This window comes from Fibrisoma montanum (assembly GCF_003583365.1).
In the GTDB taxonomy this organism is placed as follows: Bacteria; Bacteroidota; Bacteroidia; order Cytophagales; family Spirosomataceae; genus Fibrisoma; species Fibrisoma montanum.
This window is the reverse complement of sequence record NZ_QXED01000001.1, coordinates 626,595-651,812: the sequence shown is the minus strand read 5'-3', so window position 1 is coordinate 651,812 and position 25,218 is coordinate 626,595. Positions and strand designations below refer to the sequence as shown.

Genomic DNA, 25,218 nt, shown 5'->3' with positions numbered 1-25,218 from the left:
GACCCGCATCAGTCTAAATTCGTTTCTGGTACTGACCTGGTTGACACGATGAAAGGCCACATAGGGTGGATGGGGACATGGTTATTGGGGGCTGGTTGGGCTGTTTCAGCACAGGCGCAGTCGACGAAATGTCCATGTGACTACCTCATCAAAACCAGTGGAACGTACTACGCCAAACAGGTGAATGCGCCGGCGGGTAGTACGATCTGTATCCAGGCGGGGCAGTACGAAACGCTGAAGTTCTACAACTTTGCCGGAGAAGCTGGTAAGCCATTGACTTTCATCAACTACGGCGGTCCGGTAGTCATAAAGTCGACGGGAAAGGAAAGTGCGCTGGATTTTTACAATTGCCGCAACATCAAAGTATCGGGGGGCGGTAAACCAGGGCTGCAATATGGAATCACGGCCCAGACGACCTTTCAGGATGTTTCGGCTATGCACATCCACGACAAGAGTACGGACGTTGAAGTAGAGTTTGTGGAGATAGCCGGGGCGGGTTTTGCCGGAATCATGGCCAAGACCGATCCCAGTTGCAGTGACTCGACCGCGTGGCGCAGCAATTTCACGATGACGAATGTGCACATCCACGACAACTACATCCATGATGTAAAAGGCGAGGGCATGTATATCGGCAACTCGTTCTGGGGTACGGGGCAGGAACGGACGTGCAATGGGGTGAAAGTGCGGCTGTTTCCGCATAACATTACCAACCTGCACATCCACCATAACCGCGTTGAGCGAACCGGCGCAGAAGGCATACAAATTGGTTGTGCGCCTGATTTTAACGTGCATCACAACGTAGTACGGTCAACGGGCATTGCCCCGTTTACACCCGACCAGGACAATGGAATTCAGATTGGTGGCGGAGCCGACGGGCAGTTGCATCATAACTATCTGGAGGACGCCCACGACATCGGTCTTATCATCGTAGGGCATCTGGGCGACGTGACGGTGTCTAATAACGTGGTCATTAACTCGGGTGGCGTAGCCGTTTTCTGCGACGAGCGTACGGGTTCATTACCCAACCGGGCGATCCGCTTTATCAATAATACGTTCGTAAACAGCGGGGAAGACGGGTTTCGATTGTACAACGAAACGCAGAAGAACATACTGGTTAATAACGTCATTGCCAACATCAATACCCTGAACAGCAGGTCGCCTTATAAGGCGGTGTCGTTTGGGCAGAACGCAACGGCCGAACAAACCGGTAATACGATAACGCAGGATGTGACGACACTCCGCTTTGCCGATTTTGCCAAAGGGGATTTCAAACTCCTGAAGGATTCGCCCCTGATTGACAAGGGTGTCGATGTGAGCAGCATGGGGGTGGTTTCTGATCTGGCCGATCGACTGCGTCCGCAGGGCGTAGGCTATGATGTGGGGGCTTATGAATTTGGCGAGCTATTGGCTCCGGCCGTTCCGGGAGCAGAAGGATGCGAAACGACCTTAACCCGGATTGGTTATGTTACGTTGCAGCCCGGTGTGCAGGCACCACCGCTGCCACCGGTTGAGGTCATTACGGGTGTGGAAGAGTCTGTGGTGCCAATAGAACTGGCGCTTTCGCCGGTACCCTGTCCGGATCGCCTGCAGATAACGGTTGAAACGGGTGTAGAGATTCGGCGGGTTGCCATCTATTCGCTGGCCGGGCAGGAGGTAAACCAATGGCGGTTTGCGGCTCGGGAAGCGACAGGACGGTGCGAAATAACGGTGACACCGTATGCCAGTGGGTTATACACGATTCGTGTAACAACGTCCGCCGGTACGGGTACAGGTCGGTTTTTGAAACAATAAAACCGGTTACCTATGCAATAATGAATGTTTTGTATTTAATTAATACAATTGAGGGTACCGTTTAGTAGAGAAATTGATTTTTAAGCTGTGTATGAAGCATTTAAGCAACGCAACCGCTTAAAAACAATTTAAACTTTTCCTTTAGGACTTTTGCGAAATCGGCTAACTTTTGGTTGTTATTGACAAACTAATTTCTTTATCCAAGGCTTATGATGAGCGAAAACTACCACGTACTGTTTATTGACGAGGACGTTTTTATACGCAACATCCTTCGGCACACACTCTCGGCGGAGTTTACCATTACAACCTTGCCCAATGGCATTGAAGCAATGTCATGGTTGGAGCAAGGCCATGAGCCTGATATTATCGTGACCGAACTGAAATTACCACATCTTGATGGACGGGAACTGATACAGCTTGTGCGGGGAAGTAACCTGTTTGGTCATATTCCAATTCTGGTACTGTCGGTTGTTGACGACAGTGCAACACGGATTGATTGCCTGGATCGGGGCGCAGATGGCTATATCAACAAGCCATTCAATCCAATGGAAGTTCGGGCTAAGATTCGCGCTATTCTGCGCCGGACGCAACCCAGCACGGCCAGCTTAGTCGCTTCGTATTAATCGTTAGTAATCAGCTTATGGCTACGTCTTCTTCGACCGGGCCGCATTTCCAGGTATTGTACCTGGAGCGCGATCCGGAAGCCGCCCTGTTGTTCATTCGGGCGTTTGGTCAGTACGTGGCCATAAAAACGCTGGATGAGCCGGATGAGGCCATCACATACCTGCGGGAAGGTAATCCGGTAGATGTGGTGGTTATCAACGAGCAGATGGGTGGATTGGGTTTTCTCGAGGCTGTTCGTGACAGTCCGTTTCTGCAGAATACACCCGTACTGCTGATGACGTCTGATATGAGTCCGGTCGTACAGCGACGGGCCATGCAACTGAAAGCAATTGATGTTTTTCCGGTTAATTTTCCGGAAGACGATCTCCGCCTTCGCTTCGACTACCTGATCCGGCGCAAGCAGTATATGGCTGAGCGGAGTGTGCCAGTCAATGGCGTGACGTGGTCGACCGCCAAAGTGACCATGCCGGCTCCATTAACCGGCCGGTCGCTCCAGGGGCTGCAATCACCGGCGCGGATGCCGCTATGGAAGCGGTCCATCGACGTAGCCGTATCGGCTTCAACGCTACTGGCGCTGTCACCCCTTCTGGCCGTTGTTGCCCTGGCCATTCGACTCGATTCCAAAGGTCCCATTCTATACCGTTCCAAGCGCGTTGGCTATGGGTACCGGGTTTTTGACATGTATAAGTTCCGGACCATGCGGACGGGGGCCGATGCCCTGATCAGCTCGCTGGCTTCCCAGAATATTTACAGCCAGACCAAACCGGAAGAAGCGACGGAAAACGAGCGTTGCCAGAACTGCCAGTTGGCAGGTGTGGAATGCCAGCGCCCGCTGTTTCTCAACGATAAGCAGGTCTGTGAACACGTATACCGCGATAGTCAGCGTAACAAAGCGATGTTCATGAAGTTTCGCGAAGACCCCCGCGTGACGCGGCTTGGTCGTATTCTGCGCAACACCAGTATTGACGAACTTCCGCAGCTGTTCAACATCCTCCTGGGGGATATGTCGCTGGTAGGCAACCGGCCGCTGCCGTTGTACGAAGCTGAACGGTTAACAACGACCGGTTTTGCGCAGCGGTTTGCGGCCCCGGCCGGCCTGACTGGCCTTTGGCAGGTGATGAAACGCGCCAAAGGGCAACCGCGCATGTCGGATCTGGAGCGAATTCAACTGGACATCAAATACGCCGAGACGTTCTCGTTCCGGACTGACTTCCAGATTATGCTAAAAACCATAACGGCGGTATGGCAGAAGGAGAACGTTTGATGGACGCCGTCAGCGCCAGTAAACCGGCCTCGTCAACTACGCTTGTAGCTCCAGGGCCAGATCGCGGTGGGCCCGAACACAATCGGCCGCTGATTTCGATCATTACCATCAACTACAACCAGCCTGAGCTTACGCGGCTGTTTCTGAACTCCGTCAGTCAGCTAACCTACCCGAATTTCGAAGTGATCGTTGTGGACAACGGGTCGCAGCAAGACCCGACCGACCATGTACGCCGTAGCGATTTTCCGGAGGCAACGTTGCTGCTGACGGGCGAAAACCTGGGTTTTTCGGGTGGTAACAACGTGGGCATGCGGGCGGCTAAAGGCGATTTCTACTTTATCGTCAATAATGACACGGAGGTTACGCCTGATCTGCTGGATCAGCTAATGGAGCCGATGCTGGCCGATTCGACCATCGGTGTTGTCTGTCCCAAAATTCGTTTTTTCGACCAGCCCGACGTAATCCAGTACGCAGGTTATAACCCCATGAATCTGTACACGGGTCAGGCCGGTATGGTAGGGAGCCATCAGGTCGACGATGGCCGTTTCGACATACCCGGTCCGACCAACTTTGCGCATGGTTGCGCTATGCTGGTACGTCGGTCCGTTGCCGAACAGGTGGGTATGTTTGCCGAGCAGTTTTTTCTGTATTACGAAGAACTCGACTGGTCGGCCCGAATCCGGCGGGGTGGCTACACGATTTATTTCCAGCCGGCAGCGCTGATTTTCCATAAGGAATCCGCTTCGGTTGGCAAGACCAGCCCGCTGAAGGTGTATTACATGACCCGAAACCGCATTCTGTATATGCGTCGGAATACTCCTTTGCCCCAACGGATGGCGTTCGGCCTGTTCTTCACGGGATTGGCCGTACCCAAACACATGCTGACGTACGCAGCCAGGCGTCAGTTCACGCACCTGAAGGCGTTTGGCCGGGGGGTAATCAGCGGCTGGCTGACGAAGTGAAAACCATAGGCAACCGGTTTGGCCGAAACCTTGCCACTACTTTTTCTTCGCTACTGTGTAAACCAAATAAACCACTCAATCATGCGGATTGGTATTGAAGGCCAGCGACTGTTTCGACGAGAAAAGCACGGAATGGACATCTACGTGCTGGAGGTGATTAAGGCACTTCAACAACTGGATAAAAAGAACGAGTACGTCGTTTTTGTGAAAGACGACGAAGACAAAGACTGCCTGAAAGAAACCGATAATTTCAGGATTGTGACCGTTCCGGGCGGCAATTACGCCCTGTGGGAACAGGTCAATCTGCCCCGGGCAGCCAAACAGTATGGCGTTGATGTGCTGCATTGTACCAGTAATACGGCTCCGCTTTTTCCTACAACGCCGGTGGTGGTCACGATCCACGACTTGATTTACATGGAAAAAACAGCGGGCGACAATACGGCGTCACTTTATCAGCGGGTGGGCAATCAGTACCGGCGACTGATTGTGCCGCAGGTAGCGAAACGCTGTCGACGCGTCCTGGCCGATTCGGAATACACCCGGCAGGATATTCTGAAGCTGTTTCAATTGCCCGAACGGCAGGTGCAGGTGTCGTACCTGGGGGTTAGTCCGAAGCTGGCTCAGTCACTGAAACCAGAACGACTGCCCGAAATCCGGCAGCGGTACAACCTCCCGGATACGTATTTCTTCTACCTTGGCAACCGCGACCCGCGCAAGAATATGCGGAACGTCCTGACCGCTTTTGGGGCCTTCACAAAACTTGCGGATGATGTGGAGCTGGTAGTAACCGGTAAGCCACCCGTATTCTGGGACGAACTGATTGCGCAACCGGGAAATGAGCACCTGGCTGAGCGGACGCGCTTTATTGGCTTTGTCGAAGCGGAGGATTTATCCGGTCTTTATGCCCAGGCCGAATTGTATCTGTATCCGTCCCTGAGCGAAGGCTTTGGCCTGCCCATTCTGGAAGCTATGTCGTGTGGCGTCCCCGTGATTACGTCGACCACCACCTCCATGCCGGAAGTAGGGGGCGATGTGGCCGTTCTGGTCGATCCGTACCGCCCGGAGGAAATTACCCAGGCGATGGTTACGCTGCACAAGGATCCGGCGCTTCGGCGGCAAAAGGTGGAGCAGGGTCTCCGGCGGGTCGAATCCTTCTCGTGGCAGCGAACCGCCCGCGAAGTGCTGGCTACCTACCAGGAGGTGTACGCATCGCTGTCCTAGTATAAAGTCTATAGAAATCAAAGTCAGGCTGGGCGGTTTCTGGTTTAGGGCATGATGCTGACTGACCGGAAGCTGCCCAGTCGAGTAGTATAGAAGTCTTGTTTATCCGACGTTCCATTACTTATGAAAATCGCTTTCTGGATCATTCTTTTTCTGGCCGTTTACACGTACCTGGGCTATGGCATGCTGGTATGGGCAATCGTAAAAATCCGCCGTCGGCTGGGCAAAGGCCATACTGAACCCGCCTGGCGCACGTCCTACCTGCCGGATGTGACACTGGTTGTGCCGGCTTACAATGAAATGGGCTGCCTGCCCGACAAACTGGCCAATTGCCTCAGCCTCGATTATCCGGCCGACAAACTGAGTTTACTGTTTGTAGCCGAAGGCTCTACCGATGGCTCCATTGCGTATCTGAAGCAGGAACAGGCTAAATATCCGAATCTGAACGTAATTGATGGGAGTGACCGACTCGGTAAAATTGAGGCTATGAACCGGGCCATGAAGCAGGTGAAAACGCCACTCGTGATCTACACCGACGCTAATACGGTGCTGAATCGGGAGGCTATCCGGAACACGGTCCGGCATTTTCAGGACCCTGAAGTAGCGGCCGTTGCCGGTGAGAAACGTATCATGACCGATAGTAGCGAAACCGCGGCTGGGGCCGGCGAAGGACTTTATTGGCGGTATGAATCCTTCCTGAAAAAACTGGATACGGAACTGCACACGGTGGTGGGCGCAGCCGGCGAATTTTTCGCTATGCGTACCGCGCTTTACGAACCGGTTGAATTCGATACGCTGCTCGATGATTTCATGATTTCGTTACGGCTGGCCGGACGAGGGTACCGGGTGGTGTATGAACCCGAAGCGTATGCCATGGAGCGTCCGTCGTTTTCGGTATCTGAAGAGCGTAAACGGAAAGTTCGGATTGCAGCGGGGGGCTTCCAGTCGATTGCCCGCCTGACGGATCTGCTGAATCCGTTTAAGCACGGCTGGCTGACGTTCCAGTACGTATCGCACCGGGCTATGCGCTGGGCCGTTACGCCGTTTTGCCTGCCCGTTCTGGTGCTGCTCAACGCGGTGATTGTTGCTGCCGGTGGTGACTGGTTCTGGTGGTTGCTGCTGGTCGGTCAGATCGCGTTCTACGCGGCTGCTTACGCCGGTTACCAGCTGGAGGCCAGACGTATCCGGCATAAGGCCCTGTTCGTGCCTTTCTACTTCACGTTCATGAACGTATGTGTGCTGCTGGGATTTGTGCGGTATCTCCGCGGAGGCCATAATGGTATTTGGGAGAAAGTCCGCCGGGCAGACGATCTCCCAAATGCAGCTCACGAACCCGCGCTTGAGTCGGTACCGTGAGGAGTATGAATGAACGTATGCCGGGCCTGGCGATGGTTTACGACCGAACGCAGGTAGCGGATGAACAGGCCCGGTAACTTCATGAGTTCAGTAAAACCAACCATCGACTTCAGGCTGCTCGGCACTGAAATGTAGAACGTAAGCATCAGCAGCACGAGCTGCACCCGGACAAACCAGCCTACCGGAAAGTCGCCCCAGACGAGCAGCGTGATCAGGAAGCCCACCATCAGCACCCCCAGCAGCAGAATCCGCGGCAGGAGCATCGTCTGGAATACCTTGTCAGCGTAGTCGAAATTACCCTGCAACAACGCCTTAAAACCGGGCTTGGCATTGAGTTTCAGATAGCGGAACTGAGCGGCAATCCAGCGTGTCCGCTGCTTTTCAAACACCGCCCCCGACTGTACTTTTTCGTCGTATACATACGCTTCTTCGAGGTACTCGGCCCCAATTTTCTGCTTCAGAATACGCATTTCGAGTTCCTTGTCGAAGCCGCCCATTGCCTTGACCTTGGGCATCAGCTCCTTGAGCAGGCTGTACTCAAAGGCCATGCCCGAGCCAATCAGCGCCGACGACAGCCCCAGGGCCCGGTGCCCCTTGCGGAAGATGTGGTTGTTGATCTCCTCACTGACGGCGTCCAGGATGGCGACCGGGGTGTTGGTGTTCTTGGCCGTGCGGTGGCCCTGCACCACGCGCCAGCCCTGCTCGAAGGCGGCATTGATGCGGCTCAGAAAGTCGGCCGCCATGTGGTTATCGGCGTCCAGAATAACAGCAACATCATAGACGTCCGGTAATTGTTCCAGCGTAGCGTTGAGGGCTTTTGCTTTGGTCGACACGTCGAATGATACGTCAACCACTTTAATGGGCATGGCGCGTAACGTGGCTAACGTAGCCGGCTGCAGCGAGTCGGCAATGACAACGATGTCGAAACGATCGGATGGGTATTGTTGATGAAGATTCGTTTTGGCGGACTCAATAATGACGGCATCTTCCCGGTAGGCGGGAATCAGGACCGCCATCCGACGATACGTAGCAGGATTGGCGGTGGGGGCCGCTGTTCGGCTTCGACGTAACCGGCCGGCAAAGGCATACACCGCCAGATACGCGGTGATGATCGCCGTGTAACCATAAATTACCCAAGCCAACAGAAAAGTGAAAGTAGTCATACAACGAATTGTAAGATGAACGATTTATAACGTGAGTTAATTAACGGGTGAACTCTTGGAAACGAATGAGCTATTGCCGGCCGTCAGGGGAACAGTGCCATGGGGCGTGTGCAGAAAGCGGTTTCGGGCGCGTCTGTACCGGGCAATAGACCGAATGTAACGAACAAATAGAATAGGAAGTTGCAACAACTCCCGCCAGCTGACGAGTTGACGAAGGGTACCCGGTATGGATATGTAAAGGGTAAGAAGCAACAAGCTGAGCTGCACAGCAAAAATACAGAACCAAAGCCATTGGCTGATCATCACCGAAACAATGGTGCACCACACCAGTACCCCCAGCAGGAGAAGACGCGGCAGGAGCATCGTCTGGAATACCTTGTCGGCGTAATCAATGTTTCCCCGGAACAATTCCGTTATGCCGGAGCGGAGTTCGAGCCGGAGGTAACGAAGCTGGGCGGCAATCCAGCGTGTCCGCTGGTTTTCGAACACATGGCCCGTCTGCACTTTCTCGTCGTAAATGTAGACGTCCTCAAGGTATTCGACCTTGATTTTGTTCATCAGAATACGCATTTCGAGTTCCTTGTCGAAGCCGCCCAACGCGTTGGACTGTGCCATCAGTTCCTCGAGCAGGCTGTACTCGAAGGCCATGCCCGAGCCAATCAGCGCCGACGACAACCCCAGGGCCCGGTGCCCCTTGCGGAAGATGTGGTTGTTGATCTCCTCACTAACGGCGTCCAGAATGGCGACCGGGGTGTTGGTGTTCTTGGCCGTGCGGTGGCCCTGCACCACGCGCCAGCCCTGCTCGAAGGCGGCATTGATGCGGCTCAGAAAGTCGGCCGCCATGTGATTGTCGGCATCGGCCATCACCGCAATGTCATACGGCGTATCCGCCAGTGCAGCGATCCCCGCGTTGACCGACTTAACAATACTGGATACCTCAAACACGACTTCAACCACTTTGATGGGCAGGGCGCGGAGAGTGGTCAGCGTAGCCGGCTGCAGTGAGTCAGCCAGTACGACTATATCGAAGCGGTCGGCTGGGTACTCCTGGCGCAGGTTGGCCAGTACCGAATCGACAATCACGGCGTCTTCCCGGTAAGCCGGCATCAGCACCGCGATCTTCCGATGGGTGATGGCTGGTTTCAGTGGTCCCCTCTGTCGGCGTTTCAGCACACCGGCCCATGCATACGTTGTCAGATAGCACACATTGAAAAACAGATACAATGTGAATAAGACTAAGAACGGATGGTTAATGGTTAAGTCGAACATGGCTAGGGGGATAGTATAGGCAATAATTCCTCAAAAGAGTGAAAAGCGTGGCTGCTCCTGTTCTGGTCCCGGCAGCATCTTGTCCAGCTTTGGACAGATGGCAAAAAAGACCATTGTTAAATACATTTCGGCATCGATTGGATGCTGGCCAAAGAGCTGGTTTCCGTAACTCGCCACCAGAATACCGGCGAAGCCGCTGTAAAGCGCAATCATTGTGGATTTAAAGAGCGGATTTCGAAGTCGGCTTATATTTCGAAACGCTATAATACAGATCGCTATGAGCGACAGCAGGTGGAAGATAAGCCCAACGACACCGCCTTCCACCCATATTTTCACGAACCAGCTGTCGAGCGCCACGTGGCCCAGGAATGAGTCGGGAGCAAATCGGTGGCCCCAGTCACCACCTGACCCAACGCCCCCGCCAAAGGGTTTGTCTTTCAGATAGTCCATCAGGATCAGCTGGTTCACAATCCGTACTTCCAGCGATTTGTCTTCCAGGTTCAACGCACTACGCATCCGAAGAATCTGATAGTTACCCTGGCCGATGCGGGTGAACTTCAGCACATAAAAAGCCATCCCCAGCGCTATAAAACCAACGACAATCAGCGGTACATTCCGCTTGATGATGAAATACAGCGGCAGCCCTGTGAAGAAGATAAACAGCGGACCGCGGGTACCTGCTACGGCAAATCCCCAGAAGAAAACCCCAGCCAGGACAACGAAGAGTAGCCGGCGGGCAAAGGATTTGGATTCAATAACCATGATACCGCAAAATAGCGCGGCATGGGCCATATCAGCGCCAAACTGCCCAGCATCGGAATAGAACGAGAAGGCACGGAACTGTTTTCCGAAGAGGAGGTGCGTCTTGGCGCCCCCTTCGGCCAGCCATTGCTGCTCGCCTGGGGTCAGACCAATGTAATACTGCTTGAAACTCCATAGCGCGGCCAGCAGCGACCAGAATAACCAGCATGAAACGAGCCAGTATAGGTGCTTAGGGTTGTCTAACAGTAAAAAACCGGCAATAACGACCAGCAGCCAGTACAGGGATAGCCCCCGGATGGCAAAGAACCAAACCACCTGACTCTGCGACAGCGGATTGAAAAACAACAGTACGGTGTACATGAACCAGGCCAGAACCAGATAAAAAATCGGGTTCCGGAGCCTGTGTTCGCCAGTTCGCTTGGTCGTAAAAAATATACCCATAAAAATAAGCACCAGCATAAGGTCAATCATCAGACCGTATGGTGCATTGGGTAGAAAGCGACTCAGCCCAAGTATGAAAAAATTGATGTTGAAATAAATCATCAAACCGGCCAGCGGACGGGTCAGGCAGATACCAGCCAGGCCGATAAGAATAGGCAGGCCAATCAAAGCAGCAAGGGCGAATAGCTGACCTACGGCAATGATGACCCCAACGCCAATGGCAGCGGCAGTGCCGATAATAGCCCATTTGATGTCGCGGGCGTTGGGGGCGGGGAGGTATTCAGCGAGCAAACTCATGACGAACGCGATTTAAAAGATAACCTCCCTGCTGCCATCCGACACGTAGAGTAGTCGGTAGCGAGACGGCCGCGTGAGGCTTCATCATCCGAAAGCCCAGCAGCAGTCCCGACAAGAAGGTGGCAATGGAAACAAACGCTACGCTTGCTACCGATTTAAACAGATACAGTGCGATGACCGTACCGATGACATTGACCAGCAACATGATGATGACCTTCTGGAGGTTACGATTCGGTAAGCCTAACGCATCCAGTCCTACACCAGAGTATCGCTCCAGGGGCAACAGGGCCGCATACACCATGAAGAAGCGCAGCACCAGCACGCTGTCTTCGTAGCCGGTCCCTCCCAGCAGCGTTACCAGCGGCTCGGCAAAGATGAAGCCACCAACCGCCACAGGCAGCAAGGCAATCCACAACTGACCGGCATGCCGGTGAAACTCCTCAGCAAATCGCCCAATCTTCTGTTGCTGATGCAGCGCAACAAGCTGAGGAATGGCCGTAATCACGATGCTGCGTGTCGGCATCTCAACCAGTTCCAGCAGCCGCTGGGGCAGGGTATAGACCGTTACGGCCGCCGGCCCCAGAAACGCACTGATCAGAAACGTACTGGAACTCCGCAGCAGGTTCGACAGCAGCAGGGTACCCGTACTAAATTTGCCGAAGTCAAACAGGGCTTGCCGTTCCGCTTTGGTACCCAGTCGTACGTCCCGCAGCCGGCTCCCGCCAAACAACACGACACCAACGCTGACGCTGCCGTAAGCCAGGGCGTAAGACTGATAAAGCCAGGTGCTGGTGAGTTGACCGAACTGCATCCAGCCAACACCGATCAGAACCAGTTGCAACGCCTGAATACCGGGTCGAATGATCTGAATCGGCGTGAACCGGGACTGAGCGTGCCAGAACCACATACTGTGCGACGCAGGCATGGACACAAGCATGAGCGTCAAGAACCAGCCAAAACCGTCGGACCAGTTGCCCGAATCGCTGAACCAGTCGGCCGGTACCAGCACCGCCAGTCCCAGAACAAGCAGGGCGACGGAGCCGGTCAGTAGAGCGCTCAGCTGCCAGGCAGCCCCAACCCAACGCCTGAAAACCGGTACGTTGGTGTGCTCGGCGGTTGCGTGCCGGATAAATCCGTTGAGCACGAAGCCGTTCCGGACTACGTCGAAGAGCGTAAAGTACGTTAGAAAAAGCAACCAACGCCCCAGTTCATCCTTGGGCATCAGCCGGGTTAGCACGCCGAGCATGACGAACCCCAACACGGCCGATGCACCATTGCCCATCAGCGAAATCACCGCATTACTTCGGAGAAGCCGGCTCAGGCGTTTGACAGAAAGCTGCATGAACGCTTACACCGATTTGACTACGGCCGTTGCGGGCGTCGTAGAGGCCGGTAACGCCAGCCGTTGACCGCTGGTTTCCGGTTGCGGCATGGCATCCATCAGTACCATATCCACACGGTTCAGCACACCCAGTACGCACCCCCGTTGCGAAGCCCGGCGATACAGATCGGCCAGCGACTGATCCGTTTTTGTCCAGACCGCCTGCGCATCAACGACAACCAGCGATACGTTACTCTGTGCTGCCAGGTGCGCCGGAATAGCAGTTTCCATCAGGCTTGGCAGTTCGAGGAAAATGTAGTCGTAGTCGGTAGGTACCGGGTCTGTCTGACCGTCGAACAGCACCTCGGCCCGTTGTGTGTCCACAAAGTCGTCCTGAACAGGGTAGCTGATGGCCTGAACCCGCGACAAGCCGGCTGATGTGGTTGCGTCGGGCGTCAGTACGCTGGTTTCGGGATACAGGTAGGCAACCCGGTGGCCGGCAGCCGCAAACTTGGCACTCAGGGCCGTACCAACCCAGGTTTTGCCCTGCGCCGGTCGGGTGCTCAATATCGTGATGAGATACGGCTGCGGCCGGCTCTGCTGGCTCAGTTCGACCACAATCGCACTGCGGAGCTGCTCAACCATCGAATGTTTCACTGACTTCAACCGGTTAACAAACCGACCCTGCATGAGCGGAAAGGCCGCTGCCAGCGACAGGCCGGTGATCTGCTCGGTCCGGCTCGGGTTCTGCAGGCGGTTGTTCATCCAGGTCCGGAGCGCCAGCACGAAAATGCCAAGGAACAACATGACCATAAACGAACCGGCGATAATCAGCCAGCGGGTAACGTTTGAGGCTTTCTGCGGAAAATCCGGGCGGTCAATGGAATTGATCGGACTGGCCATTTCCACGCTTTTCTGCTCGAGTTTCGCCTTGTTCAGGCCATTCAGAACCGCCTTGTACTCTTCTTCCGCAACTTGTACCTCGCGCGACAGGTGAGTTAGCTGCGGGCCCAGAGGAGCCAGTTTTTTAAACGATGCGTCGTATTCACGGAGCCGCTTTTCGAATACTTCCAGCCGGGCAGCCGATTCATCAGCAGCCAGTACTTTACCAAGCCATTCGTTCGTCAGAGACTCCTGCGGCATAGCGTCTGAGGAGCTGCCTTCGCCATAATACTTCTGCACAACTGCCTGCACATCAGTAGTCAAACGGGTAACGCGGCTTCGCAGGGCGTCCAGCGTTTTGGCGTCGCGACCCATTACCTCGGCGTTGGCCAGCTGAACCTGGGCCGCCGACAGCTCGTCACGTTTAACCCGTAGTTCGTTGCTGGTGGTCAGGTAATTGGCGCGATCTTTCATGCGTTTTTCCAGCGAAGCCACCCCGGCTTTTGCACCGCGGTTGTTCATCAGTTCCCGCTGGTATTCCATTTCCAGCTGGCTGCGGCCGGCGGCAGTCGTGCGGGCCTGCTCATCGAAGTTGATGATGTCATTGCCCGCGCCAAAGCTCTGTAGCTGTGCTTCGGCGGCCTGAAGTTTGGCGGCTGCTTCGCGCGTTTTGTTTTCGTAGAATCGAACAACCGATCGGGTTTCAGCCGTTTTGTTGTCCATGTACCGATCCGCAAATACGTCGAGTAAGACATTGAGTGTCTGCTGCGTCACGGCCGGATCGTCGGCTTTGTACTTCAGCGAAATGATATCGCTCATGTTTTCCCGCTTGGCGATCAGGTTTTCGGTAATGCCGTCGGGTGAGTAACGGGACGTAGCCGACGACAGCAGGTCAGTAAGACCATTTACGCCCGGTCGGCTCATCAACTGATCGATGCGGGCGGTTGTCGAATCTTCTGATCCGGGTACCACAACCAGCATCCGTACGCTATCGGTAACCGATTCCTGGAGTGCTTTGAATCCTTTTTCGCCTAGTATGGCAGGGTCCGGCTTTTTCAGCAGCAGGTGCCGGGCCAGCAACCGACGCCCTACTTTAGCTGCTGTTTTGGGAGACGCCAGCGTCGTTACGATATTGTCGAGGGAGTTGGCAACGGCGTAGAAATCTACTTTTCGCTCATCGCTTCGGATCGAGTAACCTGATGCCAGCCCCGTGTATAACGTAGCATTTGATTCATACTGCCCAGACATATCTGTCGTAAGCAGGTACACAGTCACAGCCGTAACAAGCGGCAGAGCCAACAACCAGATCAAATTTCGTTTGAGTAGTCGGAGAAGCGTAGCTATATTCATACGGATAATTGAAGGATACTTATTTTTTCAGATCAGACAGGGAGACACCAACCAGTGTTTCCAGTTCATAAAAGTATTGGGAGAAAGCGCCCCGTTGTTCAACCACGCCGGCCTGTGCGGTGGCATACAGGTTACTGGCGCGGGCGAAGTCGGCCGGATTGATTTTACCGCCCTGGAACTCAAGTTCCGCAATATCGAATGCCACCTTGGTCGCTTGTTCATCACGAATCCGGATTTGCAGCATTTTCTGGGATGTCAGCAGGGCCTGATACAGCCGGACAAGCTCCCGGCGGTACTGTTGCTTGGTGGTTTCACGCTTGGCAACAGCCGTCCGGTAATCTGCATAAGCCTCCCGCAAACGATGCCGGCGTCCCAGCAGCTCGGCAACCGGAATCTGAACGTGTAAACCCAGCCGATAGCCGTTGCTGAGCTGAAACTGATCGCTCGAGTTGAACGTTCCGACAGAATATAATGCCTGGTTGCCATTTGTATAGTTGGCAAATGGATAGACAAACTGGTAGATTACTGTTTTGGAGAACCGGTACCGCGCCAGCCGACCTTCAATGGTCGCGTCATCTTCTTTTAAAGCCGGCGAATTACGAAGGCCAACCTGCACCAGGCTATCAAAAGGGACCAGCTGGTCAGCCAGACTGCGCTGTAGGTCAAAGAAAACCGTGTCGCCGATCGAAGATGTTTCTACTGAAGAAACAGCCGGACTTCCTTCGCCACCCGATACTTTGTTTTGGGCATACACACTACCACCCATCACTGCCCAGATGCTCAAAAACAAAATTTTCCCGAATCGGAAGGCCGTAAAGAAAATTGCCGGCCGAAAAGTAAACATACGTTTCCTCATGATAGCAAGAGTAGTAGTTGGAAGAGCATTATTTGATTTCTTTGTCAGAAAGTTACGGCAAAGGGAATTAGGCCCATGGAAAATTTAGTAAGCGATGCAATTCCGGCTGGGTTAGCGGGCTACGATATTGTGGTGGTGGGGCTTCAACCTTTTGATTCGGTGATCGGGAGTAATTGCCGCGACATTGCAATGGAGCTGGCTAAACAATGCCGCGTTTTGTACGTTAACCCGCCATTAGACCGAATTACGGCTTTTCGGCGGGGGGGAATCAACGCCCTGTTCGGTGGGGTAAGATCCGCTGCTCACCCCAGTCTGCGACAGGTCTCAGACCGGCTCTGGGCTTTTTATCCTACGGTTACGCTGGAATCCATCAATCGATTGCCCGATGGACGCCTGTTTGACTCGCTTAACCGGCGAAATAACGAGCGGCTGGCTCAATCAATCCAGCAGGCCATTCAGGAACTGGGCTTTACGCGCATCGTGCTGTTCAACGACAGCGATATGCTGCGGAGCTATTACCTGGATGAGTGGCTTCGACCCGAACTGATGATTTATTACAGCCGCGACAATCTGCTGGCGGTGGAGTACTGGCAGCTGCATGGTGCCCGGCTCGAACCGGCGCTGATGAAAAAGGCCGATCTGGTGGCGGCCAACTCAGCCTATCTGGCCCGGCTGGCGTCTGAACACAATCCGCGCTCGGTCGACATTGGGCAGGGCTGCGACCTGTCGCGGTTCGATCCGGCGCAGTCGTACGCCATTCCGGCCGATCTGGCCGGAGTCCGGGGGCCGCGTATTGGCTACGTAGGCGCACTGAGTGCCCTGCGGCTCGACCTGAGTCTGCTGGAGTTTGTGGCGCTCGAACGCCCTGACTGGCAACTCGTGCTGGTCGGACCCGAAGACGAGGCTTTCCGGAGCAGCCGACTGCATACGCTACGTAACGTTCATTTTCTGGGACCCAAACCGGGCGAGGAATTACCAGCCTACCTGCATCACATGGATGTGCTGATGAACCCGCAGCAACTGAATCCCGTTACGGTCGGTAACTATCCCCGTAAAATCGACGAGTATCTGGCAATGGGCAAACCCGTGGTGGCGGTGCAGACGGAAGCCATGGCCATGTTCAGCCGGCACGTTTATCTGGCCGATAATCCGGATGCCTTTATTACCTTAACAGATAAGGCATTGCGCGATGGCGGGCCGGCCAGCCCGGATGAGTGCATTCAATTTGCCCGCTCGCATACCTGGGCTGCTTCGGTGGCGGCTCTGGATCGGGCTGTGCAGGAAGTTATTCAACAAAAACCGGTAACTGTATGATTGCGTCACTGGGACAACAGATTAAGCAAAACGAGCGGTTGAAGTGGTTCGTCCATGGGTTGCTCATTCCGAAAGGACAGGCTCGCCCCCGGCGGTGGGTGAGCTGGTTCGTCAATCCGTTCATGCATCCAAAAGGCCGCGGAGCGGTTGTTCGCCCGACGGTTCGGCTTGATGTGCTGCCGTTTCAGCCGTTTCAGATGGGCGAAGGAGCAACCATTGAAGATTACTGCGTTGTCAACAACGGGGTTGGACCGGTGAGTGTCGGAGCCAATACCCGCGTTGGTATTGGTTCGGTGGTGATCGGTCCGGTGCAGATCGACAACGACGTTATCATTGCTCAGCACGTTGTGATTTCTGGTCTTAACCATGCCTACGACGACGTAACGATGCCCATCCGCAAGCAACCGGTCACGACAGGCCTGGTCGTGATCGAGGACGAATGCTGGATCGGCGCCAATGCGGTCGTAACGGCCGGTGTCCGTATCGGCAAGCATTCGGTGGTAGCGGCCGGCAGCGTGGTGACCAAAGACGTGCCGCCGTATTCGGTGGTGGTCGGCAATCCGGCGCGGGTAATAAAGCACTACGATTTTGATAAAAAAGAATGGGTACGGGTCGTTGCTAACCATCAGAACGGTACGGTACCAGCTTCGTCGGTCAGCATTCCCATGGCCCAGAACGGTGTTCCGGTTGTATCAGGCCTGTAGTTTCACCAACTTTTGGCGAGCGGCCTGCGGGATCATGCGGGCCGCTCGTGTGGTTTACTCGCCTTTGAACGTAGTAAGCTCAAACGCCCTGAAGCTGCTCTGGTAGGCTTTGTTGATCACACTGAGGTATTCGTTGGCAATCAGGGCGTACCCGCGCGATGTAGGATACGTGCCGTCCAGTGAATAAAACCCGCCCGTCAGGAAGGTCGTGTTCAGAGTGATGCCGTTCTGCGTAAGGCCCGCCTTCAGTCGCCCGGACAAACCATACAGGTCGACAACCGGCAGGTTACGGGCCGTGGCTTCGGCCTGGATGATGCTGTTGAACGCCTGAACAGCGTTCCGGGCCTGTTTAACCTCGTCGGCATCCAGTACGTCCTCGTTGTGGAGCGGATACGCCGAAAAATAACCTTTCTGCAAACCTGTCTTACCCGCCAGCCCAATCGAATCGGCATCGTTCAGAATAAGGTCATCGGCCGTAGCCGGTCGTACAACCCCCTGCCCGGTTCGGATGTAGACAACCACTTTATTGGGCCCCTGCATGGCCGTTACGGTGCGGGTATTCAGGTAAGCCAGCGTCGTAATGTCGGGCAGGTTGCTCAGTACGCCCTTGGCCTGCCGGCTCGTCAGGACGTCGAGCAGCTGCCGAAGGTGGGTGGTGAAAGTGGTCGTGCTGGTGATCGCTTCGCGCCCGCCACTGGTCACGAATGCCATAACGTCATCGCTGCCGATTGAACAGGTGAAAAACGTGTGCCCGTTCTGGCCGGTCGAGCGGGCTTTTACGTAGTCAAGGTACGTAGTCTGTTCCTGTCCGCTGGTCAGTAAACGTTCGAAAAAGGGGTTCCCCTGGGCTGATCCGTAGCCAGCCGTGTTGAGATCGGCCAGCCGCAGGTTCGGAATGCCGAGGTTAGCCGGCGCCGGACCGGTGTATTTGGTGAACAGCATCGGGTTCCGGCTACGGATGGCCGTACCGCTGCTGACGTAGCCAAGGGCGGGAAATCCGGCTACGGCTGGTCCGCTGGTCTGCTGGAGATAGCCTGACCCATTGGCCTGGTCTTCGTTGAACAGGGGTTGTACGAAGGCAGATCCACCGGCGGATTGAAACCGTTGCGCCAATAAGTTTGGATAGGCGTTGAGCTGGCTCTCGCGGTAAAGGCCACCGTTGCTGAATCCGGCCGTCAGGGCGTTTCCTACGGCCAGATACCGGCTGAAATCGGCGGTGCTTGAAGTAGCGGGTTTGGTAGGCTCTTGCTGGTTTCGCCGGCAAGCAGTGAATAAAAGGACAGGGACTACTACGTAGAGAAAAGCGTTCATAAGGAATGGCCTGGTGCCTGTAATAATTCCCTAATTAACCTGTTTAGACGGTTTGCGGCTTCAACAAAACCAACAAAGGTAATCGTCCTAAAAATAGCTTAAATTTTTATACGTTAAGTTCAACGAGGAAATACTTTTGCCGGTGCCGCACGAAATGTTTACCGGGTCTTGAATAAAATGCCCTGAGTTCGTAATAATCGGCAAGCGCCTGCCGGCAGGCGCTACGGTGTAAACTTATGGGCGGGGTAGTTGTTGACTACATACAATCAATCAGCAACGGTATGAAAGGCTTCCTGTTTTTAAGTGTATCGCTATGGTTGGGCGTGGCCATGAGTGCAATGGCCCAGAGCCAGTCGCCGACCATGCAGCAGTCGACCTCAACGACCAATACGCGCACAACCAGCCCCGTTAAGACCAAAATGAAAAAGAGTGGTCTGGGCAAACCCATGCAGAACGATACGACGCAGCCCCGCAACCGCCGGCAGCGTCGGCTTCCGCCCGACTCGCTGCGCCGGGGAGGAGCCACGCGCGTCGATACGGTCCGGTAGCCGCTCCGGGCCAGGTACCGAAACTTCGGCCGGAACTGTCAAACCTATCCGTCATGAGCGGGTTATCCGTACGATGACCCGCTCAACGTTTTGTTATGCCGTTATTTCCCTTTCCTCCCTTTGATTTCGTCATCTTTCCCCTGATGATGGTAGCCTTCGGCCTGCTGCTCTGGATACAGTGGCGTCGGCCGTTACGTCGGCAGCGCACCAGCACCGTGCGCCGGGTGGTACGTAACGTCGGGGTTTCGATTCCGATGTTCATCGTGTTTCGGTTGCTGCTGATTCCCGTGCCGCTGCTGACGGCGCTCTGGGCCGAACGGCAGGACGTTGGGCTGCTGCACTGGCTGCTGCCCGAAACGGGCGCGTGGCTGTATGTACAGGGGGCGCTGGGCTTTCTGCTGTTCGACTACAGCTACTACTGGTGGCACCAGGCTACGCACTACTGGCCTGCTTTCTGGCGATTTCACAACGTTCATCACACCGACCTCGACATGGACGTATCGACGGCCGTACGGTTTCATTTTTCCGATATGATCATCGGGACGGTATTCCGGGCGTTGGTTGTGCTCGGGTTTGGGATTGGCTTCTGGACGGCCCTGATCTACGAAGCCGTGTTTGAGCTGGCCACGCAGTTTCACCATTCCAATACGCGGCTGCCCAAACGGCTGGAGGACGTACTGAGTAACGTGATCATAACCCCACGGCTCCACGGCATCCACCACTCCATCATCCGCGACGAGCTGAATTCAAACTGGGGCACGGTGTTTTCGTTCTGGGATCGGCTGCACGGCTCCTGGCGGATGGATATTCCGCAGGACCAGATCGACATCGGCGTACCGGCTTACCGCGACGAACAGGAACTGACGTTCATCAAATTGCTGAAAATGCCGTTTGGGCCGCAGCGCGACTGGCGGCTACCCACCGGCGAACGACCCGAAACGCGCAAATAGACCAAGCTATTTTTCTTTCTTACGTTCCTCCCGGCGTTCCTGACGCTCGGCTTTACGTTCTTCGCGTCGCTCCTGGCGTTCGGCTTTGCGCTCGGCCCGCTTGGCCTTGAAATCGTTTTTTACGTCTTCCAGAGCATCTTTAAACGTAATGGTGTTGTCGAACTCACCCCGGAAAGCCTCGATGTACGCGTTACGCAGTACGCCGAACAGGGTTGGCCAAACGGCAGTTTCGATGTTCTCGACTGTCCCGCTCAGCGGAATCCGGGTGGCTACCTGGTCCTTCTTCTGATTTTTAAGCACGGCCGTTCCGACCTGAGCCGCCAGTTCGGTGAAAAATCGCCCAACGCTCCGGTTTTCATTTTCATTGAGCTTGAAAATTTTCATGTTCTTGGTCAGCGGTTTTATGTAGCCGGCCAGCTTCCCGTTGTTCATGGCCATTTCGTTGTAGACGCTGACCGTACCCCGTTCAAAATCCAGATTGGCGTATTCGCGGGCCAGGTTGTTGATTTTAACCAGCTGCACATCCCGAAACTCCAGGTTATAGTTAAAATCCGGAAGGGGTTTGAGCAGATACATGTTGGCGTCGAAACGCATGGTGCCTCCGTAGCCGGGCATGTTGCCCGTGGCCCACACCGGTGAGGGTAAACTCCCTGGTTTTTCTTCTACGTTCCGGATGTTGCGAATCTCGCCGTTGAGTCGTTGCAGCGATACGTCGGCACGGGGCTGAGTGATCAAACTCGTCAGATCAACGTTGCCGTCGTAAATGGCAAAGCGGTTGATCTGGATCGGCAACAGCTCTTTAACCAGTTGGGTCCAGTCAACTTCGGCCCCTGTCTGGCTGGCGGCTTCGTTTTCACTGAACGCAAAATTGAGTTCAGGCCCGTAGCATTCTACTTCGCCCACCAGGCTGCCTTTAAACAACGACTTCCACTCGATGGATAAATCGCTTTTGGGTATGTAGAGGAACGGCTCTTTGATTTTGCCGTTGATTTTACGAATCCGTAGATCGTCGATCTGGTAGGCACCCCGCAGCAGCGAGATGTCTACATCCTCAATGTGGCCCGTGTAGCTGCCCATGTCGGCCAATACCTTGTTGACGTACCGAAGCACGAAGTAGGGCAGCAGCAGCCGGGCTATGATAATCAGCACAATAAGTGCCAGTAAAATTTTTCCTGTCCGTTTCAAAGCAGTTCATACCGTTGGTGACTGGATAGTAAAACTAAAAAACACGCGTAGGGTTACAACAACCGAAAAGCCTCCCCGCCGGAAGGCTTTTCGATGAGTAGTTGATTCTTGGGAAAGAACCTTAACGATCCGGCGAAAACTTACGTCCGCCCAGCGTGGCGTACTTGAAGTCGGCTTTGCCCTCGAAAGCCGCATTGTCGAAGGTTGTGCCGCGGGGCATGTGGGTGTATTTGAAACTCGCCATGTCCGAGAAGCGGGCATCCCGGAAATCGGCCGGTTCGTCGAATTTAGTGTACTTGAAATCGGCGTACCGGCCAAACGTAGCCCGTCCAAAGGCCGAGGCTTCGTTAAACTTCGTGTATTTGAAGTCGGCATACCCCCGGAATTTTGAACCGCTGAAATCAGCCGCATCGTTGAAGCGGGCGTATTTGAACAAAGCCAGTTCGCGGAACGTATTGCCGGTAAACAGGGCCCGTTGCCGGAAGTCGGAGTACTTGAACGCAGCGTCGTCCTCGAACGTACAGTTCTCGATCGTTACGGCTTCGCGGAAGTCGGCGTTGAAGACTTTGTTGGTGTTTTTGGTGAATTTGTTTTCCTCCGAGTAATACGCCAGGAATTTGCCGCGGAACGTACAGTTTCGGAAAGAAACCGGAACCTCCACCGTACTGCGGTAAAACTCGGTCTCACCTACCCAGTTGCCTTCCCTATCCAGTTTGCGGTTTGCCAGGCTGGTGAGATCAAGGTCACCGTTGATGGTTACGTTCTGGTACGAAACGGCTTCCTTGCGGTTTAGTTTGGCAATGATGTCTTTGGCATCGACTGTTTGCTGGGCCCATACCGGCGATAGCGCAACGAGGGCAAGCAGAAATGAAGTAAGCAGGGTTTTCATGGGGGGTTATCTGTGTTTATGGTAAAGATGCAGTTTCGGCGGGGCGGGTTGCACGGTGGGTGACGCCCCAAACGAAAAAGCCGAACCTCGCGGTCCGGCTTGCTCTTCAGGTTGTATTGACTGAATCGACGGGTATGCCCTGTTAATCCAGCCACATCACTTTGTCGTAAGCGACTTCGTAGTCCATTTCTTCCAGCGGAATCAGGCCGGCAAATTGTCCGGCTTCGTCGGTCCGGATGGCATTCCAGCGACCACTGGTATCGCGGAGCAGCAGCTTGTACCCATAAAGCGGGTGAAGTGTATCGCCGTCGGTGCGGTGATCCCAGCCGGTCTGTAGTTCAATGGCGAACCCGATCCGACTCAGCACTTCGTCCATCTCGCCAACCAGGGTGCCGGCTCCGTCCAGTTCTTCAATCCATAACACCAGCCCATCGGTGCCCCAGTCAAAGTGGAGCTGGCTCGGTGTCAGTGTGATGACGGTCATGTTCATAGCGTTGTTGATTACGTCAGGCTACCCGCTGAAACGGGTGAGCCGTCAGGGGTGATACTCGGTCGGCTCCACGGCGGTCCGACTCCTGTTCGTCGCGCCATTTGCGCAGCCAGAAGCGGTATTTCTTCCGGCCGTAGTCGATAAACCCCGGGATGGACGTAGCGTCGACGGCAAACAGCCGGTGGGGTTTCTGTTTCATGACGCCAATAAACACAAACCGAAATTGCCGGGTAGTGGCCCATTCGCTCTGATCGGCGTACCGCAGACTGTCCAGATAAAAGGCGGCCTGCCGGTCGTAGTCATAATCGTAACAGGATTGCAGAAACTGCGCTTGGGTCCGGGCTGACGTGGTCTTGATGTCCATCACCAGGGCGTTTCGGCGTTTGGGACTTGTATACACCATGTCAAGGCGGGCTTTGCAGTCAATGCCGCTCATCGGGTCCGTAAAAAGAACCACCCGCTCCCGCTCTGACAGCCGCAGGTACCGGCGGCAGAACGCATCCTGCCGGATGGTTTGCATCAGTGTACCAAGCTGCACGGCCTGCTTCGGGGCCAGGTCGGGGAGCAGCTGTTCCAGAACGGTACCGACCGTTTCGGGCTCCAGCAGGTGCTGATGAAAGGCCTTGCCAAAAGTCCGGGTCTGTTCCGTAGCCCAGCGCGCCGACGGCACCGACCAGTAGCCGAGGTGTTCTTCCTTAAGGCGTGTCAGGTCCGAGTTGGATACCCGGGCAATTGCGCGATAATCCATTCGTGCATGTGTTTTGAGGTTGAACAATCAGAATAGGGGGATGGTATTCCGTTTACGGTGCGAAGCTTCAGAAGCCTGTTCACCGTAAACGGAATACCGGACACTGTAAACCGTGTTCTCACCCCTCTCCGCTGGTCAGGAGTTCAGGCTCTTCGGCTGCGTGGGCAAACGGATTGTAGTAGTTGAAGGCCGTTTTGATATTGGCAATGTCGGTAAGGGTTTCTTGGCGGAAGACCTTAACATCCTGCGCAAACTGCTTTAATTCTTTGGTCTTCTCAGGGTCGCCCATTTTGTACGAGAACGTGGCGATATAATACACGCCTTTCGGCTGGATTTTCGTGTTTTCTTTTTTCTCCGCCACGGCCGTGATCACTACGTCGGCCAGCGTCAGGTCGTCGTAATACAGCGGTTCGATGAGCCGGAAGATGTTATCAACTGAATAGCCGTGGAACAGCACCGCCGATACGCAGTTCTTCTCGTCAATGAAAAAGAGCTCCGCCCAGTTCTTGGTGCCCATGTTCAGAATGTTGTCGGTGAAGATCCGCCAGGCGATTGGTTGAAAGGTCAATGTGCGGCCCAGCTTATCGGTTCTGTTGATGTTGAACACGCCTTCTTTGGCATCAAAACGGTACTGACGGGGATGTCCTTCCAAATATTTATACTTGTTTACGACGTCTCCGGTCACTTCATGCACTTTTTGATAAGATTTCAAGGCGCCAACGCTTTGAATTGTCTCAATTGTGTTTTTGTTTTGCGTGTTCATTAGTATTTGTTGTTTACTGTTCAAGCAGGGGGCCCATATTGCGGTCCCTTTTGCCTTTTACAGGGGGTTCGTTTAACAGGTAAATATACATAGTTTCGTGTAATCTGCAAAGCCGTTGAGCAAAGTTTTTAAGCCCGGCCAGCCTTCCATCGAACGCCATTTTTTGACGCCATTTACGCTGTTTTTTGCCAGATTGACCCAGGTGTGAACCCGCATGACGGGCAACCATCTTTTTTTACATAAGTTTGTGTAAAACCCCACCGCGCCATGACCATTCATAACCGCCTGCAGGAACTGATCGACGCTCTTGATGTCAGTGTATTGGAGTTTGCCCGGCAGTTGGGCGAGCGACGGGGCGAGAAAGTATACCACATCCTGCACGGGCGACTGAAGCCCCGCTACGATACCATCGAAAAAATTTTGCTGGCCTACCCACAGGTCAACGCCGACTGGCTGCTGCGGGGCGAAGGCCTTATGTTCAAGACCCTCAATTCGCCCTCTGCAGCCATTACCACCGAAGAGCGCCTGCGCAATATGGAGTACCTGTTGTTTCAGCTCAACGAACGTATGGCGCTGCTCCAGCAAACGAACGATCAGCTACGGGCCGAACTGGCCGCTCTGAACGCTAAGTAGTTCAGCTTATACTTCATATTCAGGCAGTTTCCCCGCTTTTCTTGCCTCCTGTTTCAACCCCGGTATGGGTCTGGCACTACTGTGTCCAATTTCTTCAATTTTTTGTCCCGTTGAATAGTCTTAC

At 54.5% G+C, this 25,218-nt stretch carries 23 protein-coding genes; 11 read left to right on the top strand and 12 right to left on the bottom strand.

Going from position 1 to position 25,218, the window contains the following annotated elements; translation table 11 throughout:
• Nucleotides 1-48: 48 nt before the first annotated feature.
• The 6 genes from DYU11_RS02730 (at nucleotide 49) to DYU11_RS02705 (ending at nucleotide 7,218) form a co-directional block, all read left to right on the top strand.
• Nucleotides 49-1,791, top strand: a complete 1,743-nt coding sequence (locus DYU11_RS02730; protein WP_119666097.1) for a right-handed parallel beta-helix repeat-containing protein — start codon at nucleotides 49-51, stop codon at nucleotides 1,789-1,791.
• Nucleotides 1,792-2,000: 209 nt separating this feature from the next.
• Nucleotides 2,001-2,414 carry a response regulator transcription factor gene (locus DYU11_RS02725; RefSeq protein ID WP_009284550.1) on the top strand — a complete coding sequence of 138 codons (414 nt, stop codon included), beginning with the start codon at nucleotides 2,001-2,003 and terminating at the stop codon, nucleotides 2,412-2,414.
• Between the two features lie 17 nt (nucleotides 2,415-2,431).
• Complete coding sequence (locus DYU11_RS02720) at nucleotides 2,432-3,679, top strand: sugar transferase (RefSeq protein ID WP_119666096.1); 1,248 nt, start codon at nucleotides 2,432-2,434, stop codon at nucleotides 3,677-3,679.
• On the top strand, nucleotides 3,658-4,641 hold the full coding sequence (locus DYU11_RS02715) for a glycosyltransferase family 2 protein (RefSeq protein WP_229365674.1): 984 nt from the start codon (nucleotides 3,658-3,660) through the stop codon (nucleotides 4,639-4,641). The genes DYU11_RS02720 and DYU11_RS02715 overlap by 22 nt, the downstream gene beginning before the upstream one ends.
• An 81-nt stretch (nucleotides 4,642-4,722) precedes the next feature.
• Nucleotides 4,723-5,862, top strand: a complete 1,140-nt coding sequence (locus DYU11_RS02710; protein ID WP_119666094.1) for a glycosyltransferase family 4 protein — start codon at nucleotides 4,723-4,725, stop codon at nucleotides 5,860-5,862.
• Between the two features lie 123 nt (nucleotides 5,863-5,985).
• Complete coding sequence (locus tag DYU11_RS02705; protein WP_119666093.1) at nucleotides 5,986-7,218, top strand: glycosyltransferase family 2 protein; 1,233 nt, start codon at nucleotides 5,986-5,988, stop codon at nucleotides 7,216-7,218.
• On the opposite strand, the gene DYU11_RS02700 is transcribed toward DYU11_RS02705, so the two are convergent.
• From DYU11_RS02700 to DYU11_RS02675, 6 genes are all read right to left on the bottom strand, one after another.
• On the bottom strand, nucleotides 7,188-8,381 hold the full coding sequence (locus DYU11_RS02700) for a glycosyltransferase family 2 protein (protein ID WP_199736654.1): 1,194 nt from the start codon (nucleotides 8,379-8,381) through the stop codon (nucleotides 7,188-7,190). The genes DYU11_RS02705 and DYU11_RS02700 overlap by 31 nt on opposite strands.
• Before the next feature lie 36 nt (nucleotides 8,382-8,417).
• A complete protein-coding gene (locus DYU11_RS02695) occupies nucleotides 8,418-9,650 on the bottom strand; it encodes a glycosyltransferase family 2 protein (protein ID WP_119666092.1) in 1,233 nt (410 codons plus the stop codon).
• A gap of 30 nt (nucleotides 9,651-9,680) precedes the next feature.
• Nucleotides 9,681-11,150 (bottom strand): O-antigen ligase family protein, encoded by a 1,470-nt coding sequence (locus tag DYU11_RS02690; protein ID WP_119666091.1) that lies wholly within the window; start codon nucleotides 11,148-11,150, stop codon nucleotides 9,681-9,683.
• Nucleotides 11,134-12,492 carry a lipopolysaccharide biosynthesis protein gene (locus DYU11_RS02685; protein ID WP_119666090.1) on the bottom strand — a complete coding sequence of 453 codons (1,359 nt, stop codon included), beginning with the start codon at nucleotides 12,490-12,492 and terminating at the stop codon, nucleotides 11,134-11,136. Before DYU11_RS02685 ends, DYU11_RS02690 begins: the two co-directional genes overlap by 17 nt.
• A gap of 6 nt (nucleotides 12,493-12,498) precedes the next feature.
• A complete protein-coding gene (locus tag DYU11_RS32930) occupies nucleotides 12,499-14,601 on the bottom strand; it encodes a GumC family protein (RefSeq protein ID WP_147367873.1) in 2,103 nt (700 codons plus the stop codon).
• A 121-nt stretch (nucleotides 14,602-14,722) separates the two neighbouring features.
• The gene (locus tag DYU11_RS02675) at nucleotides 14,723-15,547 is read right to left on the bottom strand and encodes a TolC family protein (RefSeq protein WP_158600205.1); all 825 of its coding nucleotides are present in this window, start codon (nucleotides 15,545-15,547) and stop codon (nucleotides 14,723-14,725) included.
• A gap of 87 nt (nucleotides 15,548-15,634) precedes the next feature.
• On the opposite strand from DYU11_RS02675, the gene DYU11_RS02670 reads away from it, so the two are divergent.
• Nucleotides 15,635-16,873: a glycosyltransferase gene (locus DYU11_RS02670; RefSeq protein ID WP_119666087.1), complete on the top strand. Its 1,239-nt coding sequence runs from the start codon at nucleotides 15,635-15,637 to the stop codon at nucleotides 16,871-16,873.
• Nucleotides 16,870-17,577, top strand: coding sequence for an acyltransferase (locus DYU11_RS02665; protein WP_119666086.1), 708 nt, complete (start codon nucleotides 16,870-16,872; stop codon nucleotides 17,575-17,577). The genes DYU11_RS02670 and DYU11_RS02665 overlap by 4 nt, the downstream gene beginning before the upstream one ends.
• Before the next feature lie 54 nt (nucleotides 17,578-17,631).
• Here DYU11_RS02665 and DYU11_RS02660 read toward each other — a convergent pair whose 3' ends face one another.
• The gene (locus DYU11_RS02660; protein WP_119666085.1) at nucleotides 17,632-18,888 is read right to left on the bottom strand and encodes an SGNH/GDSL hydrolase family protein; all 1,257 of its coding nucleotides are present in this window, start codon (nucleotides 18,886-18,888) and stop codon (nucleotides 17,632-17,634) included.
• Nucleotides 18,889-19,169: 281 nt separating this feature from the next.
• Here DYU11_RS02660 and DYU11_RS02655 point away from each other — a divergent pair, with 281 nt between their 5' ends.
• Complete coding sequence (locus DYU11_RS02655) at nucleotides 19,170-19,436, top strand: hypothetical protein (protein ID WP_147367872.1); 267 nt, start codon at nucleotides 19,170-19,172, stop codon at nucleotides 19,434-19,436.
• Nucleotides 19,437-19,531: 95 nt separating this feature from the next.
• Entirely contained in the window at nucleotides 19,532-20,386 is an 855-nt protein-coding gene (locus DYU11_RS02650; RefSeq protein WP_119666083.1) for a sterol desaturase family protein, read from the top strand.
• Between the two features lie 6 nt (nucleotides 20,387-20,392).
• Here the strand turns inward: DYU11_RS02650 and DYU11_RS02645 are convergent, their stop codons facing one another.
• From DYU11_RS02645 to DYU11_RS02625, 5 genes are all read right to left on the bottom strand, one after another.
• Entirely contained in the window at nucleotides 20,393-21,571 is a 1,179-nt protein-coding gene (locus tag DYU11_RS02645) for a DUF748 domain-containing protein (RefSeq protein WP_119666082.1), read from the bottom strand.
• A 121-nt stretch (nucleotides 21,572-21,692) separates the two neighbouring features.
• Complete coding sequence (locus DYU11_RS02640) at nucleotides 21,693-22,460, bottom strand: pentapeptide repeat-containing protein (protein ID WP_119666081.1); 768 nt, start codon at nucleotides 22,458-22,460, stop codon at nucleotides 21,693-21,695.
• A gap of 142 nt (nucleotides 22,461-22,602) precedes the next feature.
• A complete protein-coding gene (locus DYU11_RS02635; protein ID WP_119666080.1) occupies nucleotides 22,603-22,950 on the bottom strand; it encodes a hypothetical protein in 348 nt (115 codons plus the stop codon).
• Between the two features lie 16 nt (nucleotides 22,951-22,966).
• A complete protein-coding gene (locus DYU11_RS02630) occupies nucleotides 22,967-23,698 on the bottom strand; it encodes a PD-(D/E)XK nuclease-like domain-containing protein (RefSeq protein WP_119666079.1) in 732 nt (243 codons plus the stop codon).
• A gap of 118 nt (nucleotides 23,699-23,816) precedes the next feature.
• Nucleotides 23,817-24,461: a hypothetical protein gene (locus DYU11_RS02625; RefSeq protein WP_119666078.1), complete on the bottom strand. Its 645-nt coding sequence runs from the start codon at nucleotides 24,459-24,461 to the stop codon at nucleotides 23,817-23,819.
• A gap of 267 nt (nucleotides 24,462-24,728) precedes the next feature.
• On the opposite strand from DYU11_RS02625, the gene DYU11_RS02615 reads away from it, so the two are divergent.
• Nucleotides 24,729-25,094 carry a helix-turn-helix transcriptional regulator gene (locus DYU11_RS02615; protein ID WP_119666076.1) on the top strand — a complete coding sequence of 122 codons (366 nt, stop codon included), beginning with the start codon at nucleotides 24,729-24,731 and terminating at the stop codon, nucleotides 25,092-25,094.
• Nucleotides 25,095-25,218 lie beyond the last annotated feature (124 nt).

Coding starts and splice junctions, on each gene's coding strand:
- DYU11_RS02665 (WP_119666086.1), top strand. CDS start 16,870: ATGATTGCGTCACTGGGACAACAGATTAAGCAAAACGAGCGGTTGAAG.
- DYU11_RS02705 (WP_119666093.1), top strand. CDS start 5,986: ATGAAAATCGCTTTCTGGATCATTCTTTTTCTGGCCGTTTACACGTAC.
- DYU11_RS02690 (WP_119666091.1), bottom strand. CDS start 11,150: ATGAGTTTGCTCGCTGAATACCTCCCCGCCCCCAACGCCCGCGACATC.
- DYU11_RS02660 (WP_119666085.1), bottom strand. CDS start 18,888: ATGAACGCTTTTCTCTACGTAGTAGTCCCTGTCCTTTTATTCACTGCT.
- DYU11_RS02640 (WP_119666081.1), bottom strand. CDS start 22,460: ATGAAAACCCTGCTTACTTCATTTCTGCTTGCCCTCGTTGCGCTATCG.
- DYU11_RS02615 (WP_119666076.1), top strand. CDS start 24,729: ATGACCATTCATAACCGCCTGCAGGAACTGATCGACGCTCTTGATGTC.
- DYU11_RS02715 (WP_229365674.1), top strand. CDS start 3,658: ATGGCAGAAGGAGAACGTTTGATGGACGCCGTCAGCGCCAGTAAACCG.
- DYU11_RS02695 (WP_119666092.1), bottom strand. CDS start 9,650: ATGTTCGACTTAACCATTAACCATCCGTTCTTAGTCTTATTCACATTG.
- DYU11_RS02670 (WP_119666087.1), top strand. CDS start 15,635: ATGGAAAATTTAGTAAGCGATGCAATTCCGGCTGGGTTAGCGGGCTAC.
- DYU11_RS02685 (WP_119666090.1), bottom strand. CDS start 12,492: ATGCAGCTTTCTGTCAAACGCCTGAGCCGGCTTCTCCGAAGTAATGCG.
- DYU11_RS02625 (WP_119666078.1), bottom strand. CDS start 24,461: ATGAACACGCAAAACAAAAACACAATTGAGACAATTCAAAGCGTTGGC.
- DYU11_RS02655 (WP_147367872.1), top strand. CDS start 19,170: ATGAAAGGCTTCCTGTTTTTAAGTGTATCGCTATGGTTGGGCGTGGCC.
- DYU11_RS02650 (WP_119666083.1), top strand. CDS start 19,532: ATGCCGTTATTTCCCTTTCCTCCCTTTGATTTCGTCATCTTTCCCCTG.
- DYU11_RS02725 (WP_009284550.1), top strand. CDS start 2,001: ATGATGAGCGAAAACTACCACGTACTGTTTATTGACGAGGACGTTTTT.
- DYU11_RS02700 (WP_199736654.1), bottom strand. CDS start 8,381: ATGACTACTTTCACTTTTCTGTTGGCTTGGGTAATTTATGGTTACACG.
- DYU11_RS02630 (WP_119666079.1), bottom strand. CDS start 23,698: ATGGATTATCGCGCAATTGCCCGGGTATCCAACTCGGACCTGACACGC.
- DYU11_RS02635 (WP_119666080.1), bottom strand. CDS start 22,950: ATGAACATGACCGTCATCACACTGACACCGAGCCAGCTCCACTTTGAC.
- DYU11_RS02675 (WP_158600205.1), bottom strand. CDS start 15,547: ATGTTTACTTTTCGGCCGGCAATTTTCTTTACGGCCTTCCGATTCGGG.
- DYU11_RS32930 (WP_147367873.1), bottom strand. CDS start 14,601: ATGTCTGGGCAGTATGAATCAAATGCTACGTTATACACGGGGCTGGCA.
- DYU11_RS02720 (WP_119666096.1), top strand. CDS start 2,432: ATGGCTACGTCTTCTTCGACCGGGCCGCATTTCCAGGTATTGTACCTG.
- DYU11_RS02730 (WP_119666097.1), top strand. CDS start 49: ATGAAAGGCCACATAGGGTGGATGGGGACATGGTTATTGGGGGCTGGT.
- DYU11_RS02710 (WP_119666094.1), top strand. CDS start 4,723: ATGCGGATTGGTATTGAAGGCCAGCGACTGTTTCGACGAGAAAAGCAC.